The organism is Nitrosospira sp. Is2, assembly GCF_033095785.1.
GTDB lineage: Bacteria > Pseudomonadota > Gammaproteobacteria > Burkholderiales > Nitrosomonadaceae > Nitrosospira.
In genome coordinates this window covers 730,848-746,267 of the sequence record NZ_CP137134.1, presented here as the reverse complement: position 1 = coordinate 746,267, position 15,420 = coordinate 730,848, and the positions used below count along the sequence as shown (strand labels likewise).

General features: G+C 52.1%; 14 protein-coding genes, 1 tRNA gene and 1 pseudogene. 10 read left to right on the top strand and 6 right to left on the bottom strand.

The annotated features are described in order from the left end of the window. Window positions 1-2 precede the first annotated feature (2 nt). Genes R5L00_RS03345 through R5L00_RS03325 form a run of 5 tightly spaced genes read left to right on the top strand, consistent with a single transcriptional unit; the run spans window position 3 to window position 3,343 of the window. A complete protein-coding gene (locus R5L00_RS03345) occupies window positions 3-356 on the top strand; it encodes a hypothetical protein (protein WP_317653361.1) in 354 nt (117 codons plus the stop codon). Continuing rightward, window positions 353-652, top strand: coding sequence for a CHC2 zinc finger domain-containing protein (locus tag R5L00_RS03340; protein WP_317653359.1), 300 nt, complete (start codon window positions 353-355; stop codon window positions 650-652). The genes R5L00_RS03345 and R5L00_RS03340 overlap by 4 nt, the downstream gene beginning before the upstream one ends. After that, a complete protein-coding gene (locus R5L00_RS03335) occupies window positions 636-2,798 on the top strand; it encodes a YfjI family protein (protein WP_317653358.1) in 2,163 nt (720 codons plus the stop codon). The genes R5L00_RS03340 and R5L00_RS03335 overlap by 17 nt, the downstream gene beginning before the upstream one ends. Window positions 2,799-2,840: 42 nt before the next feature. Then, the gene (locus tag R5L00_RS03330; RefSeq protein WP_317653357.1) at window positions 2,841-3,113 is read left to right on the top strand and encodes a hypothetical protein; all 273 of its coding nucleotides are present in this window, start codon (window positions 2,841-2,843) and stop codon (window positions 3,111-3,113) included. Continuing rightward, window positions 3,110-3,343, top strand: a complete 234-nt coding sequence (locus tag R5L00_RS03325; protein ID WP_317653356.1) for a hypothetical protein — start codon at window positions 3,110-3,112, stop codon at window positions 3,341-3,343. Before R5L00_RS03330 ends, R5L00_RS03325 begins: the two co-directional genes overlap by 4 nt. Window positions 3,344-3,586: 243 nt before the next feature. On the opposite strand, the gene R5L00_RS03320 is transcribed toward R5L00_RS03325, so the two are convergent. Continuing rightward, entirely contained in the window at window positions 3,587-5,206 is a 1,620-nt protein-coding gene (locus R5L00_RS03320; RefSeq protein WP_317653355.1) for a hypothetical protein, read from the bottom strand. A gap of 288 nt (window positions 5,207-5,494) precedes the next feature. Here R5L00_RS03320 and R5L00_RS03315 point away from each other — a divergent pair, with 288 nt between their 5' ends. The 4 genes and pseudogenes from R5L00_RS03315 (at window position 5,495) to R5L00_RS03300 (ending at window position 9,069) form a co-directional block, all read left to right on the top strand. Beyond that, window positions 5,495-6,055 (top strand): DUF4142 domain-containing protein, encoded by a 561-nt coding sequence (locus tag R5L00_RS03315; protein WP_317653354.1) that lies wholly within the window; start codon window positions 5,495-5,497, stop codon window positions 6,053-6,055. 604 nt (window positions 6,056-6,659) lie between these two features. Continuing rightward, window positions 6,660-6,926: a hypothetical protein gene (locus R5L00_RS03310; protein ID WP_317653353.1), complete on the top strand. Its 267-nt coding sequence runs from the start codon at window positions 6,660-6,662 to the stop codon at window positions 6,924-6,926. Window positions 6,927-7,253: 327 nt separating this feature from the next. Beyond that, a complete protein-coding gene (locus tag R5L00_RS03305; RefSeq protein ID WP_317653352.1) occupies window positions 7,254-8,492 on the top strand; it encodes an amidohydrolase family protein in 1,239 nt (412 codons plus the stop codon). Window positions 8,493-8,788: 296 nt separating this feature from the next. Continuing rightward, window positions 8,789-9,069: pseudogene (locus tag R5L00_RS03300) on the top strand (HU family DNA-binding protein). 29 nt (window positions 9,070-9,098) lie between these two features. Here the strand turns inward: R5L00_RS03300 and R5L00_RS03295 are convergent. After that, entirely contained in the window at window positions 9,099-9,290 is a 192-nt protein-coding gene (locus tag R5L00_RS03295; RefSeq protein WP_317653351.1) for a hypothetical protein, read from the bottom strand. A gap of 353 nt (window positions 9,291-9,643) precedes the next feature. Between R5L00_RS03295 and R5L00_RS03290 the strand changes: the two genes are divergently transcribed. Continuing rightward, window positions 9,644-9,730, top strand: a tRNA-Ile gene (locus R5L00_RS03290). Between the two features lie 170 nt (window positions 9,731-9,900). Here R5L00_RS03290 and R5L00_RS03285 read toward each other — a convergent pair. From R5L00_RS03285 to R5L00_RS03270, 4 genes are all read right to left on the bottom strand, one after another. After that, window positions 9,901-11,379, bottom strand: coding sequence for an ATPase domain-containing protein (locus R5L00_RS03285; protein ID WP_317653350.1), 1,479 nt, complete (start codon window positions 11,377-11,379; stop codon window positions 9,901-9,903). Continuing rightward, window positions 11,364-11,795 (bottom strand): hypothetical protein, encoded by a 432-nt coding sequence (locus tag R5L00_RS03280; RefSeq protein WP_317653349.1) that lies wholly within the window; start codon window positions 11,793-11,795, stop codon window positions 11,364-11,366. The genes R5L00_RS03285 and R5L00_RS03280 overlap by 16 nt, the downstream gene beginning before the upstream one ends. A gap of 214 nt (window positions 11,796-12,009) precedes the next feature. Further along, complete coding sequence (locus R5L00_RS03275; RefSeq protein WP_317653348.1) at window positions 12,010-12,663, bottom strand: response regulator transcription factor; 654 nt, start codon at window positions 12,661-12,663, stop codon at window positions 12,010-12,012. A 2-nt stretch (window positions 12,664-12,665) separates the two neighbouring features. Beyond that, window positions 12,666-14,435 carry a sensor histidine kinase gene (locus R5L00_RS03270; RefSeq protein ID WP_317653346.1) on the bottom strand — a complete coding sequence of 590 codons (1,770 nt, stop codon included), beginning with the start codon at window positions 14,433-14,435 and terminating at the stop codon, window positions 12,666-12,668. Between the last annotated feature and the right edge of the window lie 985 nt (window positions 14,436-15,420).

Below are 15,420 nucleotides of genomic sequence, written 5' to 3'. Positions count from 1 at the left end.
CAATGAGTAATTATCCTCCCACCGACAAGTCACTTTTTGGTGTATGGCTGACCGTTAAACTCCTGGCCGAAGCTGAACCTTCGTTTACAGAGTCAGCAATTCGCAATTACGTTTTTAATGCAGCCTCCCGACATACTTCCAAGGGACCAATCCCAGGGAATGGTCTTGCGCCCCATATCAGCCGCATAGGCGCCAAGGTATTAATCAATCACGGTGGTTTTCTTTGCTGGATTGATGGGAATAGAGACGCGGGCGGTTCTTCCACAAGCCCGACGGATTACACTCAACCTATTAGGCCCGCAGAATGTGGCAAAACTGCTTTCAACGGCAAGCAGGGCAACAGGAGGCAGAAATGAAAAACCTGATGGGATTGCTGCAAGAAGTGAAATCCTATATTTCCCCCGTCGTTTTCTATCTCGTTGAATTGCCGGCAATGCCTTCCAATAAGAGGCATGGCTGGTGCGGTGGAGGGCTGTGCCCATTTCATGATGACTGCCACCCGGGGAGCTTCAAGGTGAACCTGACGACGGGTCCATTCCACTGCTTTACTTGTGGCACAAGTGGAACAGACATTGTTGCCTTCACGCGACTGAAATACGGCCTGAGTTTTCCCGTGACATTGCAAAAACTAGCCGATGAATGGGGAATATGAAATGCAAGGCATCCCGGCAACATTTAATGGCAAGCAGCGCCGTTTTGTTTGGGAATACCGCGATACGGAAAACCAGGTGCAGGGTTATGTTGCCCGGTTTGATGGGGACAACAAAAAAGAAGTCATACCCTACTTCAAGCGAATAAACGGCCACGGCTGGGAACCCGGCGCTGCCGCCGAGCCCCGTCCGTTGTTTGGACTGGAATTGTTGGCACAAGCCGATCCGGAGCATGACGTGTTCGTGGTGGAGGGGGAAAAAGCAGCGGTAGCCCTGCAATCCATGGGATATGTGGCTGTAACCTCGCTGGGCGGAAGTCAGGCAACTGGCAAATCGAACTGGAGCACCTTAAGAGGGCGCGGGCGCGTTTACATCCTACCTGATGGGGATGAGGCAGGGGAGGCCTATGCGAAGGCAACAGCAGCCATCCTGACGAGTCTTCAAAAACCTCCCCAAGTTTTCGTGGTGCGTTTACCCGATCTTCCGGAAAAGGGTGACATCGTTGACTGGATTGCGGTTCGCGTTACCCACGCTCTACTCGAGTGGGATGGTTTTGCGCCAGTGCCGGAGAGCGGGATCGACCTGCGGGCGTTGCGGCGTGAGTTCGCAAAGGTGGTGGAAGCTCATTCAATACCGATACCGGACGAGTGGCGGACAGCTAACCAGTCCGTAGCAGAATGGCTTGAACCGATCAGTCTTGAGTCCGCTACATTACCGGTCTGGCCGAACGATGTTTTCCCGAAACCAGTTCAGGAGTTTGTCACGGCGCTAAGCGCATCCACAGAAACGCCACCAGAGCTGGCAGCACTGATGGTGCTTGCCGCAATAAGTACTGCGGCGCATGGAAAGTACAGGGTACAGGTTAAGGATGACTATTCGGAACCTGTGAACGTTTGGACCTGCGTGGCGCTTCCTCCGGGGAGCCGCAAGACTTCGGTGCAACAGGCGGCCACGGCTCCATTAACAAAGTGGGAAAAACGGCAGCGGGAAGACGCAGAACCGGAGATAAGGAAGGCGGAAAGTGACCACGCAACGCTATCTGCACGTATCGGACATTTGCGGAAGGAAGCCGCCAAGTCTGAGGGAGACGTATTCGATGATCTGTTAGATCAGATTTCGCAACTTGAAGCCCAGCTCCCTGAAATCCCCGTAATGCCGCAAATATGGGCACAGGATGTCACCCCAGAAAATTTGGGGACTATCATGGCCGCCAACAACGAGCGGATGTCGATATTAAGTGATGAGAGCGGAATCCTGGAAATACTGGCAGGGCGTTATTCCAACGGCGTTCCGAACCTCGATCTGTTTCTGCAGGGGCACGCGGGAAGCCCCGTGAAGGTGAACCGTGGCAGTCGCCCCTCAATAGCTATGGAAGCACCCTCCTTGACTCTTGGATTATCGCCTCAGCCAGAGGTGCTACGTGGGCTGAGCAATACCCCCAGTTTCAGGGGACGAGGTTTACTCGGCCGTTTTCTGTATGCACTACCCAGCTCCAACCTCGGTTATCGAACATTGGATGTCAGTCCGATTAATCCAGAATACCGTAAGCAGTATGAAGAAGCTCTGACTGCAATTCTTAATCACGGGATGGAATGCAGCAAGGAAGGGGTTGAATCGCCCCATATCCTTCAATTGGATAAGGACGCCCGCCAAGAGTGGCAGTCATTCGCACTCAGAGTAGAGGCAGGGATGCGCGAGGGCGAAATCTATCACCACATCACCGACTGGGCAGGCAAGCTGCCCGGTGCTGTGATTCGAGTAGCAGCACTGCTCCACATGGCCCGTCACTACGATGGTCAACCATGGCAAAAGAAAATCGCGCTGCAGGATATGAATTCCGCGTTTCGGATGGCGGAAGTGTTAAGTGCGCATGCCCTGGCTGTTTTCGACCTGATGGGGGGAGACCCGGCTTTGGATGGTGCAAGGGTCGTGCTGAGATGGATAATTCGGGAACAAAAAACAGAATTTAGGTTTAGGGATTGTCACCACGCGCATAAGAGCCGATATAAGAGAACTGCTGATCTAAATCCTATTATTGAGGTGTTGGTCGAGCGTCACTTTATCAGACCGCGCGTGGAAAAAGTGCCGCACCGACCCAGCCGCATCTTTGAAGTAAATCCGGCAGTCTTTGCAAAACGTATCGAGTAGGCTTTTGTGGCTTTTGTGGTCAATTTTCTATAGATAGAGAAAATGAAACAGCGATTAGAAGGCGCAAAACATCAGCCTGTAACGATTGATGCGACAAGCGGTACGTGTACCCGTACCCCTCCAAAAATCAAGCTTACTGAGCTTGAGGATGTGAGGCGAGAGATGGCGCGCGTATACAGAGAAGCACGAGGTGGGATGATCGATGCTAGCGAGGCCGGTCGCTTAGCCTATATTCTCAGCGGTATCGGGAAATTGATCGAGGCTACTGAAATCGAAAAGCGACTGGTTCAAATGGAAAGGAAGTTACTGGAATGAACATACTTCGAAGGGTGGAGATGCTGGAAGCAGCGGCGCGACGTACAAACGACGTGGGGTACAAGATCGTCTTTTTACAGGAAAGCGAGAGTTACGAGGAAGGTGTAATAAACGCGGGATTATTGGACTGGCCTTCTGATCGTATCCTGGTGATCAGGTTTGTCACTGGAAAAGACGGTTCTCCGCTAAGTCCCAATGCGCCCGGAAAGCAAACCGAGAACACAAATTAACCATCTCCTTATCTAAGGGTATTGTGATTGATGGGCACCGTGCCTTCCGAAATAAGCCGAGCCTATAAACCGGGCGCTGGAAGTGAGAAGCTGGGAAGGAAGGGGCAATAAAAGACGGCCCAGTGCGTTCGAGAGGGGGACGAGGGGAAAATTGATAAATGAACAACTGAGACAGCAGAGGTTCTATCGCCCATCTATGGGACCCGAGGGGCTACGAAGGCGGTTTCGCTGTTTTCTCCTCTTTTACCTTCCGATCTGCTTGCATTCCCCAGCGGTATATTTCGTATATTCACAAGACGGAGATCGAGCTTTTGCATTCGCTATGGCGTCTGTGAGGTCGGACCCCCGCGACTCTGCCGGCGAGTAAATGCCCATGCATTCTTCGCAGAGAAGAAAAAGTTGATCACCTGGCTTGTAGGGGATGCTGGGATCGACGTGCTTCGCTGGTATGCCTGGAGTTGTGAAGTGCAACGTATCCGACCACGTCGAGGGCCGGGAGTTATTGTGATAGGCACGAACCCTCCAAGAATACGTAATTCCAGAATGTAGATATCCTCCTACATAAGCACTTGGCGAAGTTACATGTTCGTTCTCGAAGACACGATGCCCAACGTCATCCATAATTTGCAAGTGAAACCGTGTGGCGTAATTACACCGCTCTTCTCCAGTATCCTTCCAAAGCAACGTAGGGGCTGAGTTGGGGATGATGGAACCATCGACGGGTAAATAAGGTTTGGGTATGCCTGGCTCAGTCGTCAGCACCTCAATCCAATTGGCTTGGCTCCAGTTGTTGGGACCACCACCGAGGTTTTGCCGCACCGTGATGATCGCACCTGCCTCGAGCTTAATCTGACTGGGACTACCTGGCGAAAATGGGAAACGATCCGTAGTTTCACTCGCCCCGGAGAGTATCTTGATGGAGTAGCTGCTCGTGGTGATGCTGATTTCTACCAATGCACCGACACTTAGATTGTGTAAGGTAATGTCCCTGGCGTCTGCCTCGACCCATTTGGGTACCCCCGGCGGGTTTGTTGGTGTCGCACCCACGATCTTGGTCACAGCCATGTTGGAAAACGGCTTGCACCGACCCAGGTGGGTTTCGATAACCAGCTCCTCTAGGTATTCAAATCGTTCGTATCGAATAAGTCCGGGCATGGAGACCCAAACAGGGCCAATGACTTCGGTAGTAGTGCCATTTTTCTTCCTGCGTCTCAGGATTATAAAAGAGCCGGGCATGATCTTACGGATGTTAAGAGTCATCTCGCACGCTTTCACGTCGTCCACCTCGGTCTGAGGCACGACTATCTGCGAAAGTGACCCGGGACGACTACCGGGAACTGGAGTCGGCGCCGAGATAATCGGTGCGCCATCCCTTGTACATGCGGCCTGAATGACACTGAGAACATCCTCGACTGCCAGTGGGCGGTTCAAGTCGACGTGAGCGTAGCCACTCGGCAAAACGACGCTCTCACCGAGCGGCTCGGTGTCGTGGCTAAAAACTTTGACGCGAGCACCCGAGAACCCATTTGAAAGCATTAGGCACTCCGCGCACTCGTACAGAGGTTGAGCAAAGGACACGTTGTTAAGGGCAGTAACAGCGGGCAGACCACTTACTGGTTTCGCGATTGAGAGGAACCCTCCGGCTCCCGGTTGGGACTGCAGGGCCTGAACCACGGTCCCCCCCGTAAGGTTCCGCCCGGGATGAAAATCAAAGACCTGCCTCGTGTATGTTACCGGCCATTCGTCTATGGGGTCGCCCTGTACCGTCTGCACGTGCACCGTAGCGCCTGGAACCAATTGTTCAAATTCCATTGCCAACGAACATTGCGACAGGTCACCTATGATTCTAGGTGCTCCTAGCATGACTTCCTCCCTAGTTCGGCTATTCGACGTCCGCTATTCCAAGGCGTCCCCGTTTCGTAGCACCACTGACCACCGAAGTATAGTTCCTAGGAACTTAATTGCTAGTCCTATTGCCGCCAATAGTAGTGCGTTAGGGCTAACGATTCCGGTCTTATGTGGGACATTTAACAGACTCGCCCGGAATGGCTGCGTAAAACATACCGATTCTCCGTTTTATCCGTGAAACGCAACCTACTCTCATGTAGGTCTGACATTGCGGCGCATGTGAAATCTACGTTGTGGAATCTTATGAAAATCCTCCTACTGTTTGCCAGTGCGTTTATCGCACCTATATTTTCGGCTCAGGCCCAGGCACAATCAGCATTGGATGATCATCAAATTGCGGCCATCATCACCGCAGCGCATGCCTTGGATATCGAATCCGGCAAGCTTGCTCAGTTCAAGTCATCCAGCCCGGAGGTACAGTTTTTCGCGCAACGAATGGTTGCTGATCATACGGCGGCGCTTGAATCGCTAACTGAACGGATCACACGGCTTGGAATTACGCCGCGGGAAAATGGGATCAGTCAGGGCTTGAAATCAAGCGCGGACAAAAATATTGCAAGACTGAGACCGCTGAGAGGGGATGAATTTGACAAGGAGTACATCAATTTTGAAATCCCCTTTCATGAGCATATGCTCGAGATGATCGATAACGAACTGATTCACAATGTCAAGAATGAGCAGCTGAAAAGCGCGCTAGTCAAGACGCGGCCGCTTTTTTTTCACACCTACGAGCAGGCTATCCGGGTGGAAAGCCTTTTGAAGAAGGAACCGCCCCGCCGGAAACACCAGTGCTGTACGCATTAACGAGCCATCATAATTACTTTATCAGCTTCTGCGTTAGCAGGGCCGATCCTGGGGCTCGATTGCCTCTCGATCTTGTTTCACCGAGGTCAATCGGTATGATTATGTAACCGGATGCCCGCCGGGGGCCGTCTATAGAAGCCTAGCGCATGGCCAAATCTCGAATGATGCTGCCAACCTGTTAAGTTTTTCCCGGGTTCGAACAGGAACAGTGCCAGTGGGCGTGACGTGTTTCGGTGCGGTAACTCGGAAGCCATGACAATATCTCCATCCGGTGCGGCTGGGACCGGTATCGTCCCCATATGCTAATCAAATTGCGTAGTGCTTCGCTTAGTAGTCCCATTAAACTTAGAGTGGCCGACGAATTCACGCGTTTACTACCGTCTCCCGAATTGGTCGACACGCGCTCGGTCAGGTCATTCATGAACCGGGAGTCATCGATAAGTTCTCTTTTGTTCATGACGTGAGACCCGTTTTACTGTGGATGAAGAGCTTATCAGCTTACCCGCTTAATACGTGAGAGCCAGGATGTTGATGTGGTCGTCGGTGTGCGATGCCCCATTGCGCCACCCGAAACGTGCAACGGCCTGGTGGTGCCCCAATTGTCGTGCTCGACCAAATCTATCCCTTTCAACGGGATCAATTGATCAAGGCAATCCCAAGACCGCAGAAGATGAAGGAAGAGGAATTTAGCCATGCGGCCGAAGAGCTGTTGGGCAAGACCATGTATATGACGGATAACGCGGGCGCAACCGATGAGCATCGAGCATCGAATTACTTGGCTATGCGCTATCTGGCCATCTATGCCAAGGCAGCGGAAGAGTTCGCGGAAGACCATTCCCTGACGGGAGTGGAATGCGCCCCGCTCCCCTGAGTGGAGGACGCAATATTGTTGAGTCATTTTCTCCTTTACCAACCGCAATACTGATTTTACTGAGAAATACAGTGCGTTGCGACAGGACAGAGGAGCTTCCCTTCCTCGTCACAAAGATGTCGCCGTACTATGAACGTTAACCTTAACGACTGGAAAACGATCTTTAACCTGCTATAAAACGGCATGGCTCCCTTTACAGACCGCCATTTTCAGGTGAGCTTTGCAATTCTTCTGTTGGGGAAGGACAAAATTGGTAATCGGTTGGGCGAAGTGAAAAGGTGCAGCGCACTAGTTTTATCCCTTATCTTGACTGTATGGGAGGTTACGGTGATTTCAGAGGTCCAGGCTGCACCGCAGGCCATTCACTGCGGCAACCTTCTGGATGTCCGTGCCGGGCGCCTCATCGAAGACCAGGTCATCACTTGGGACAAAAAGGGGGTCATCATCTTCGTCGGTCCCGCCAACTCCGCTCCGAAGGGTATTACACGCATCGATCTCTCAGACTTGACCTGCCTGCCCGGTCTCATCGACGTCCACACCCACGTGACATCCGACCCTCAAAACTCGGGCTATAAAGGGCTGGGCATTTCAGCCCCGCGCGAGGCTGTGATCGGCGTCAAGAATGCTCGGCTCCTGCTGCTTTCCGGATTCACTTCCATACGAAATGTCGGCGCATGGCACTACACCGATGTTGCGGTGCGCGACGGCATCAATGCCGGAGAAATTCCGGGTCCTCGGATGATGGTTTCCGGACCTCCGCTCACCATTACTGGGGGTCACTGCGATGAAAATCTGCTCCCAAGCGAATTCAACTTTAAAGCGGAAGGTGTGGCAGACGGTCCCTGGGCCGTTCGCCAAAAGATTCGTGAAGTGATCAAATTTGGGGCGGATGTAATAAAGGTTTGCGCCTCTGGCGGTGTTTTGAGCAAGGGTGGTCAACCCGGAGTGGAGCAATATACGCTTGAAGAAATGCAGGCGATCGTGTCAGAAGCCCACAGACTGGGACGGAAAGTCGCGGCACACGCCCACGGTACGGAGTCGATAAAGGATGCCATCCGTGCCGGGGTGGACTCCGTTGAACATTGCAGCTTCATCGATGACGAAGGCATCCGCCTAGCAAAGGAGCGCGATACCTATCTCGTATTCGATATCTACAATGATGACTACATCCTCTCCCATGGCGAGAAGAATGGTGTGCTACCCGAATCCCTTGAAAAAAACCGCCAGTTGGGCCGCTTGCAGCGAGAGAACTTTCGCAAGGTATTTCAGGCCGGCGCCAGGATGGCGTTTGGCACGGACTCGGGGGTCTACCCGCACGGTGACAACGCGAAGCAATTCGCAAAGATGGTCGAGTGGGGGATGAAGCCTGTCGATGCCATCCGCGCTGCCACTATCAATGCTGCCGACCTACTCGGCCAAGCCGGCAAAGTGGGCGTCCTTGAGAAAAGCTACTACGCCGACATCGTTGCCGTCCGCGGCAATCCTCTCGAAGACATTACTATCCTCGAAGATGTCTCCTTCATCATGAAGGGCGGCAAGGTGTACCGCAACGATATCGCGAAGTAAAACCGGGGATTAGTTCTTATGCGCGACGTATCTGCAGCTCGGTCCCGTAGAATAAGATATTCACCAAGGGGAACAATAAAAAAAGCGAGCGGCTTACGCTATTGAGTGCGTCGTCCCGATGCTAGGCCTGTTAGCCTATGAAGCCTTGATCCCGATGTTCAGTACAATAGTTCTCGCTATATCTGTCAGCTGGGACACAAGGATCAGGAATTCTACATTCTGCTAATGCCGGCCCTCGAGCTCTTGGGCATTTTATAATGGTGCCCCGATTTACTGATTGGGAGCGGATTACAAACATGACCAAAAAAGAACTCGTTAATGCAATGGCGGCAAAGACAGACTGCAGTGGTGCTGCCGACCGCGCGGTGAACGCACTGGTGGAGGTTATTTCCGATACGTTAAAAAGGGGGATTCGTGAACGTTGCCCGGCTTTGGAACGTTCGAAGTACGTGAGCGCGCCGCGCGTACGGGACGTAATCCGAAAACAGGCGAAAAACTAGAGATTGCCGCATCGAGGGTTGCAGCATTCAAGCCAAGTGCAGCGCTTAGGGCTGCAGTCAATGGAGGCCGAAAGTAGGGACTGGCTGCGGTAAAGTACCGTCAGTTTCAAGCGCGGTCGCTTATAGGTTCCAGCAAGTGCTTGCCGTTGTTGTTCGGATCGACCCGGTTTACTGCCCGGTCCACCTTCCACCAGACGAATTCTTCCGTCGGGATTGATCTCGTCTGCGCGATGTACGCGGCCTCTTCAATTGACGAATCAGGGTCCATCCAGCGCAACGCGTCCTCCGGCTCCAGCACTACCGGTCTTCGGTTGTGATGGCGGAACTGGATACCAAAAAGGAGGTAGCCAAGGCAAGCCAGAGCGGCGTCTGAAGCGGGGCAAGCGGCAGGCCTTGATAGAAGCGGTTACAGAAATCAAGCAGAGTGCCCTTGCCTGATGCTATGGTCTCATAGCAAAGCCAAGCACAAATAATTCCTTTTGTGGCTTTTGTGGCGGGCTTTATCGAAATATCAAAATTGCCAAGTCCTGATCGCTGAGTAAAAAGATTTCGCCCAGAGGGGCACTCTCGGGGCACTTGGCGATAAATGGCCAGCACAAAGGACAACAGCTGGCAATGAAGGGAGCTTTGTAACCTGCTGAATTCAATTATGTGTTCTGTTGTGGTTTCTTTTGGTTTGTGGACTATAAAGGACTCATAATCCCTTGGTCGTTGGTTCGAGTCCAACCAGACCCACCAATAGAATAAAGGAGTTACAAGCATCTGCTTGCAACTCCTTTTTTATTACTAAAAAATGTAACCAATTTGTAACCACTTTTCTTTGGGGACTCAGCGTTACAATATCAATGAAGCTGCGCGGCCGTCCTGATCTCCTTGTCTCCTGTAGTATTATTCATTATGACTTTCAATCATCCGTTCCTTTCAGTCAGGGGCAAACGGTGAGCTCGGCCCGACATGATTCCGTCATACTCCGACAAGGTCTCGCCAATCACGATGCCTGCTTCTGTAATGTCAAACAGCCGAATGTCCTTGCTGTGCTCGCTCCCCCGGACTTTAACGACCGAGAAAACGCGTTTGAGTTGGCCCCCCATTTCGGTATAGCGCTGCACGATAATTGCGTCAGCGAGGAAGGCGCTCCCGAATGGACTAAAGCGCAAATCAGTGAAACGGTCTTCCAGTTCTGAGGTCATTAAAATGGTCACGCCCATGCCGGTGAGCTTTGCTACCATCCGATACAGGGAGCCGCGAAAATCTTCGCTAAACTCGGGTGCCAGTGCTAACTCAAATCCGGACAAAGAGTCGATCACGAGGCGCTTTGCCTGCATGCGATCAATCATGCCGATCAAATCATGCAAGGTTTCATCAATCGACAAATCCAGGGAACGCGTGTCGATGACCCCGATTTTTCCGGTTTGCACCAGCGAAGACAGCTTGGTACTCAGCAGTTGGCTGGGACTTTTCTCAAACGCCGCAATGACACCTGGTTCGCCTTTGCGCACGCCTTCGGCAAGAAATTCCGTTGCTAGGATAGTTTTTCCGCAACCAGATGGCCCGACGACGAGGAGCGAATATCCCACCGGCAAACCGCCTCCCAGCATGTCATCCAGGCCAGGCGTTCCCATGGAAACGCGCTCCTCGCTTGTGGGGAGCTTCTCTGCCGAATCAACCGCTTCACGTTGTTCCATAATCACGCGTGGGAAAACCTCGATTCCGTGATCACTGATACGAAACGTATGCAGACCTGGTGCCTGGGCCTGGCCACGTATTTTGACCACTTGCATCTTGCGCACCATGGAATTGTGATGCAAATTTTGCGAAAGCGACAGGATGCCGTCCGCTACCGTAAATACGGGGCTTGACTCCGATTCCGGCGCCAAGTATTCACCAATCAGGAATGTTGTGGCCTGCCAGCTCGTCATTTGCATGGCTAATCGCTGGACGAACCGCTGGAGGTCCAACACGCCTTGCTCCCCCCGTTTCGCTGACCTCACCACGGATCGAAACGAATCAACAAACACAAGGCTGGGAGCATAGTCTTTCACTTCTTCCTCGATGCGCGCCTTTACGCGGTCGAAACTGCCATCCATCAAATCCACGGACAGGTTGACGAAGCGGATCGACTCATTGATTTTGTGGATGTCGAAAAACGGAAATTGCTGTTGATAACGGAGCATCTTCAACGCCGGCTCCCCAAGCACAGTGAAGAACACTGCCCGATGGTCGGCATTTGCCAGCGAGAACATAATCTGATGAGCCAGCGTGGTTTTTCCGGATCCTGGCGCGCCTGCAATCACGTTAAAGGAGAACTCCGGCAGGCCGCCGCCCAGCAGGTTGTCCAGACCGGGAACGCCAGTTGCCAAGCAACGTATGCTTAGTTTTTCGTCCATTCGCGAAACTCCTTGTCGGTGCTATTCCCAGTGTTGACACCCCAAGCCAACTGTAAGATATGGGAGGTTAACTGCGCCCCAATCAACGAGGCCAAGATCTCAATGAATGTAATCAGCAGCAGACTGTTTGCTTCGCTCGCTTGCGCAGGTGCTTGTGCTTCAAGGCTTGTTTTAAGTTCGTCAAACCGGTGCACAGCGTTTGGCGTCAGTGAGCTGGTCGAGAGCCAGGGAAATTTTGCCTGGCTCAGGAATAGGCTTCTCGCGTAAAGGGAATTGAAACCGTCTTCACCGACAATCGTAATGATGTGACTAGCCATTTGCTCCCATACGTGAATTGCAGCATCCGCGGCTTTCTCGGGAGGTTGCGCCATGAGAATTTTAATTATCTGGTGCCGCGGCAGATCACTGGTAGCCATACTGTGTCCTCAGTCTTTGTGTCCTCAGCCGTATTGCTGTCGCAGCGTTTTGCACTAATAGGGACCATAAATAAAGCCAGGCTTGTCCACATGACCGGACGTTCAGTCGAATAACCATCGGGAGAAAACGCGAAGGTTGTTCAATACTGCCCCGACTGGAATACGCGTTCCGCAGGGATATTATGCTGCTTTGGCCCCTTGCTTTCCCCGACTCCTAGTGTTCTTCCCTAATCCAATGGGTGGCGTACCGTATTAAATCGGCCGCATCTTTCAGATTCAGCTTGGTACGGACGTTGTAGCGATGCGTTTCGATTGTTTTAATACTGCGGTTAAGCAAATCAGCGATCTGCCGACTACTGTGTCCCGTTCCAATCAGATGCAGTACTTCAAACTCGCTGGGAGACAGTGTGCTGATTAGTTCGGATTCCGAATTTCCAGTCGCAACCCGATTCAACAGTCTCGCCTGTATTTTGTCGCTGAGAGAGAAATTTCCCTTTAGAACTTTGCGGATAGCCGCAACCAGTACCCTGCCCGGCTCCAGTTTCATCACATAACCCCGTGCGCCTGCCCGCAAAGCCCGCTCCGCATAGATCATCTCGTCAAACATGGACACAACCAGCACCGGCAATGCAGGGATCAAGCTGTGCATGCTCTTTATTACCTCAAATCCGGAGACGGTTTTGAGCGACAGATCCATCAGCACAATATCGGGGTGAGGCCCGGCCTTGAGTGTAGCCAAAGCTTCTTCCCCATCACCGGCCTCGGCAGACACCTCCATATCGGACTCGAGATTGATGAGCATCGCCATGCCATGCCGCATCAAGGGGTGATCATCCACCAGCATCACTTGTGCTTTCGAGGCTTGCACAGCTACCCTTCCTGAATCATTGGTATTTCTACCCGCACCTCGGTGCCCCCTTCAGAACGAGGCAGCAATTTCAGCTTCGCCCCAATCTGCCGAGCGCGGTAATGCATGATTTTAATTCCCATCCCGGAGGCGGTACCGCGCTCTGTATCAACACCAGAAAAACCCTTGCCGTCGTCGCATATCGACAGGCGGAGTATTTCTCCTACAGCGGCCAGGGAAATTACGAGATGCTTCGCATTACTGTGACGTATCGCATTGTTGAGAGCCTCTTGAGCAATCCGGTAAAGATTAAGCGCTACATCGTTATCGACAATTGAAAATTCATTCTCGCGCACGAAATCACAGCTTATCCTATAGGTGGTTGCGATCCTCAACGCTAATGCCTGCAAAGCAGGCATCAAGCCGTGGGTTTCCAGTTCAAACGGAAGCAGGCCCTGTGCGATCTGCTTGCATTGCGTGGCTGCCGCTTGCGCTTGTTTAGCGATGGACGCAGCGACTGCTGCCTCCTCTTTAATGCCTGCAGCGGATATTCTTATCTCTAGAGCCTCGGCCTGGTAGCCAATCGCCGCGATCTGCTGCCCAAGATTATCGTGCAATTCTTGCCCAACGGAACGCTGGTGTTCTTCCGCCAAGGAAACCAGTGTCTGCTCCAAACGCTTGCCCTCGAGCCATTTCTGAACGTCGCCTGCAACGCCATCGATGAGTCTCTGCTCTTCCGGTACCAGGAAAGGTGTCTCTTCGGGGTAGAATACCCATAACTGTCCGCGCAACGTATTATTCACTGTAATCTTAGACTGCAGCTCGTGCGTCAGGGAATGGCCACGTTTCTCGGAGAAGAATCTCCTGCCATCGAGTTCGATCATCGCGCTCGCATTTTCGGGGAATTGCATTGCCGGTATCAGATGCTCAAAAATGTGTTGGCAGGCATGTTCCAGCGATAATTCCAGCCCCAAGCCGCGGCGAATCTCATAGAGACAGGTGACTTCCTTCAACCGCTCTTGCAATGTTTCATCAACGTGTTTGCGCTCGAGCCATCTCTCCAGGTCACTCGCTACGGCGTCGATGAGTCTTTGTTCTTCCGGCATCAGGAAGGGCCTGTCGACCGGATAAAATAAGCGCAGCTGCCCGCATGATTTGTTATCCACACTGATCTTCGAGTGTAGCTCGTGCGTAAGACCCTGTTCGTGTTCGCTGGTAGCGAATCGCCTGCCTTCGAGTTCGATCACGGCGGTAGCACTTTCGGGGAATTGCAACGCTGGGATCAGGCGTTCAAAAATGCGCTGGCAGACATTATCGACCGATAACTCCAGCCCTATGCCCCGTCGAATCTCGTAAAGGCAAGTGATTTCCTTAAGCCATCTCTCAAGATCCCTCGCAATTGCATCGATGAGTCTCTGCTCTTCCGGCAACCGGAACGGCGTGTCTTCAGGATAGAACACGCGTAATCGCCCGCTTAGCCCATTATTCATCACTGTAATAATCGATTGCAGCTCGTGCTTAGGCCCCTGGTCATGATTCGCGGTGGTAAAGTGCCTGCCGTCGAGTTCGATCATCGCGCTCGCAATTTGCGGATATCGCATTGCGGGTATCAGATGTTCAAAAATCTGTTGGCAGACATCCTCCACCGGTAATTCCGGACCCATGCGACGATGGATCTCGTAGAGACAGGTGATTTCTTTCAGCCGCTCTCGTAATGCCTGTGCCGCAATTTCATGCTCTTCGGTGGGGGAACTGGGTGGGGCATCTGCGAAGATTCTTTCGTTTTTGAGCACCAAGCGACTCTCCTCTTTCAGCTAAATCTGATGTCGGCACTCCGGCAGACATTGTCCGATGCTCTCAATTTGATCATTCCTGTAAAGGGACTTTCTGCGATTGAGAGCACGTCAACTGGTGTGCCTTTGGAACTATGGGCGATTAATCTCTTTATAGCCGAAGAATAAAAAAATTGTTTCAATAATCCCTGCAATTAAGCCTGTATGCTACTTAACATAATTAGCTAAATGTGAAAAGTTAGTAGCTCGAAAGGACTACTAGGACTATGCCGATGCTCGGACGCTGGGGGAGAGCCTTCCTCCATTCACGGACGTCGTATCACTCATCAAGCCATGGCATCTTTAACGATATGTCACCCGTGGATTTAGGTTGCCAACCTGGACAAATCTGGGACATGGCTTGCAAATAAGTACCGTGGTGAGTTCGCTTCACCAAAGCACCGAGGGTCAGCGCGCTGGGATTGAGCTGGATAGGCTGCTTACCTGGGGTCTCCCTGAGGGTCAGTTTAACTTTTGTTGAGTCCCGTCTCACTCTTTATGGTGCATCGTTGGACCGGGAAAATTGCCGTTAGTATCTTCTGATGCCATACCATTTCCTTGGCCGTATTTTCATCTCGCTTTACGATCCTATCGTGGTCGGCAAAAGTGCCGGTACTTTGAGCAGGCCCACTCATATCGTGTTTCTGTCTTTCGGGAGCACCGATTTGGGCGCACGAAGCCAATAGGCCAAGCGTGGATACAACCGCTACAAATCTCCTTGTTTTGGTTTTCATGGAATGACTCCTAATAAGATTGAATGAGCTTCATCCTAACTCAGTCAATCCTGTCGGAATATTGGGGTAACTCTGGTTTTGTATTTGGGGTAACTCTGGTTTCATACTAGGTCAAACCCTGAGCAACGCATGGATAAGGGGTCAGCGAAATCCTGGAAGGCCCTGTTTTTTTCGCTGCTCATTATCGTATTGTGTTCATCCCGGTATTGATG